Origin of the sequence: Oceanobacter sp. 1_MG-2023, assembly GCF_030689025.1 — a bacterium.
In the GTDB taxonomy this organism is placed as follows: Bacteria; Pseudomonadota; Gammaproteobacteria; order Pseudomonadales; family Oceanobacteraceae; genus Oceanobacter.
Genome location: NZ_JAUYWA010000053.1, coordinates 1 through 2,474, shown reverse-complemented (window position 1 = coordinate 2,474; position 2,474 = coordinate 1). Strand labels below are relative to the sequence as shown.

Sequence of the window (2,474 nt, the reverse complement as noted above, 5' to 3'; positions counted from 1 at the left end):
GATATCAGCCGTTCCAGCTATTACGAGTACCGCCATCGGCGGAACCACATTGATGTGGAGCGCATGGCCCTGAGGGCTCAGGTAAACCGCCTGTTCACCAAGAGCCGAAGCTCTGCCGGCAGCCGGACAATCAAAGGCTTGCTCCGGGAGGAAGGCACTGCCGTCGGTCGTTTCAAGGTTCGACGACTTATGAGCGAGCTGAGCCTGATCTGTAAGCAGCCAGGCCCTCACGCTTACAAGCAGGCCACCGTTGAACGGCCAGATATTCCTAACCATCTGGACCGTGAGTTTGCAGTAGAGCAACCCGATCGGATCAAAGCATGAGCCGCCGTGGCAACTGCTGGGATAACGCACCGATGGAAAGACTGTTCCGAAGTCTGAAGTCTGAGTGGATACCGGCCCTAGGCTATCGCAACCTAGCCGAGGCCAAGAAGGATGTTGGTGGTTATCTGATGGACTACTACAACCGGCAGCGACCTCATACATTCAACGACGGCATTTCGCCCGTTGCAGCTGAGGAAAACTTTAAAATACTGTCCGGGATTAGTTGACCACTACACAGAACTAGCCCATATCAAATGGATTTTTTGGTTTGCCATCATGAAGTAATTCAGACGCGATGGCTTTTACCTCACCCTGAACGTATGCCCAATACTCTGGGTTATCTAAGGTTCTTTCTTTAATTTTTTTAGGGATAAAACGACTCATTTCCATATTAAAGTCATTGTGTACTTCCTCTTCCGACATTAGCTTGGTTAACGCAGTAGACAGCGCCTGTCGAAAGTCATCTATTTGCTTTTGTCGGGCGTTGAGTTTCTTTTCAACCAACATCTTGGATAAATCAATTCCGCGCTGCTTAATCCAAATAATATCCCAGATATCACGAGGCTTAATACGCCTTGCTCGATACGCTAACGCAATAAGCTTATCAGCCAGTGTTTCTTGTAATGATTGAACAGGAACCAGGATGCCTTCAGTCGGCACAACAATGTCGTAGTGATTGATTAACGGACGCTTTTCGATATCGAATGAGGGTATTGCACAGACGTCAATATGCATTTTTTGTCTTGGTAAATCAGGACGATTAGGCTCTTTCACGATACTAATCTTCCACGAAACAGTATCCCCTTGCTGCTCGCCAGAGGGCTTGTTTACCCAAACTTCAGTTTCATACTTATTTTGAATATAAGTCTGTATCTCGGACTCCAACCCCTCAAACTCGGATGGTTTGAAGTCATGGCCACCGTTGAAATCAAGATCTTCTGACAACCTACTGCTGTTGTAACACATGCGTAATGAGGTGCCGCCAATAAAGGTTAATCGCTGCATAACACCTTGCTTGATCAGCACGTCCATAATGTCATGATGCAAGATCTCTTTTTCTATCACGGGCGAGACTGCTGCATAGTCAGGGTTTGACTGTACGATTTGGTGAATTTGTTGCTTCAGCATACTTTATCTCCTACACACTCCCCCATACTTAGCTCTCCAACATATGTAGATTACGGCGGCAGTGCTTTAGATCTGCAACCGCTTGCTCTTTAAATGCGCGATACATTTTTATGTCGGGGTCATAATACAAATTAGGGGTGATTTGATCGATGGGCCTTTTAGTATGGGTGAACTCGATCACGCCATAAGGCGTATCAAAACACCCACTTCGACCTTTAGTCACCACCGTGATCCTGCCCATCACAATTTGCGAAATATCGCCGGTATGACTGAGCTGGCTTTCTAAGCTGATGTAATTCAATACGCCACTACGTAACTTTTTGATGATTTTATAAATGGCGGTCTCAGGCTCAGGAGGAGTAATCATACTTTCATAGAAACCTTTCACCAGCCGTCTTAGCAATCCCTTCTTTACGCTATCTGCTAGGAGTTTTCTAAAAGCCGGGTCACATGGCACACCCAACATAAAAGCCAGCTCAGCTGCACTGTGAACACCTCCGCCAGCACGAACCGCTTTCGCGAATACGTTTAGTAGCTCATCAGATTTTGCCATAGATCTACACTAAGTTACTAAATAAGTCACTTAGTGTAGACCTGGCATTAGACTTGTGCAAGGTTCTGGTCTACACAACGTTACTTTATAGGTAATAATCTGTAGATCTATAGTCTATAGGGCACGAACCGCTTTCGCGAATACATTTAGTAGCTCATCAGATTTTGCCATAGGTCTACACTAAGTTACTAAATAAGTCACTTAGTGTAGACCTGGCATTAGACTTGTGCAAGGTTTTGGTCTACACAACATTACTTTATAGGTAATAACCTGTAGACCTATAGGTAGGCATTCAAGAGGTAGGCATTCAAGCTTTTGTAGTGGTTCAATGATTCCGGACACCAACGTAGGTGGTAATATCGCCACCATAAACGAGGTGCCTGATGACCAGAAAGCGACGTTCTTTTTCTCCTGAGTTCAAACAGGAAGCAGCCAGCCTGGTGCTGGATCAAGGTTACACGATTCCCCA

General features: G+C 45.7%; 3 protein-coding genes and 1 pseudogene. 2 read left to right on the top strand and 2 right to left on the bottom strand.

Annotation, left to right across the window (positions count from 1 at the left end; genetic code table 11):
- Positions 1–551 (top strand): annotated as a pseudogene (locus Q8W22_RS16555) (IS3 family transposase); the annotation flags it as partial.
- A gap of 13 nt (positions 552–564) precedes the next feature.
- On the opposite strand, the gene Q8W22_RS16550 reads toward Q8W22_RS16555, so the two are convergent.
- The gene (locus tag Q8W22_RS16550; RefSeq protein WP_305453099.1) at positions 565–1,452 is read right to left on the bottom strand and encodes a nucleotidyl transferase AbiEii/AbiGii toxin family protein; all 888 of its coding nucleotides are present in this window, start codon (positions 1,450–1,452) and stop codon (positions 565–567) included.
- Positions 1,453–1,480: 28 nt separating this feature from the next.
- A complete protein-coding gene (gene abiEi, locus Q8W22_RS16545) occupies positions 1,481–2,005 on the bottom strand; it encodes a type IV toxin-antitoxin system AbiEi family antitoxin (RefSeq protein ID WP_305453098.1) in 525 nt (174 codons plus the stop codon).
- Positions 2,006–2,388: 383 nt separating this feature from the next.
- Here abiEi and Q8W22_RS16540 point away from each other — a divergent pair.
- Positions 2,389–2,474: transposase (locus Q8W22_RS16540; RefSeq protein ID WP_305453100.1), on the top strand; the 86-nt coding region annotated here is incomplete at its 3' end.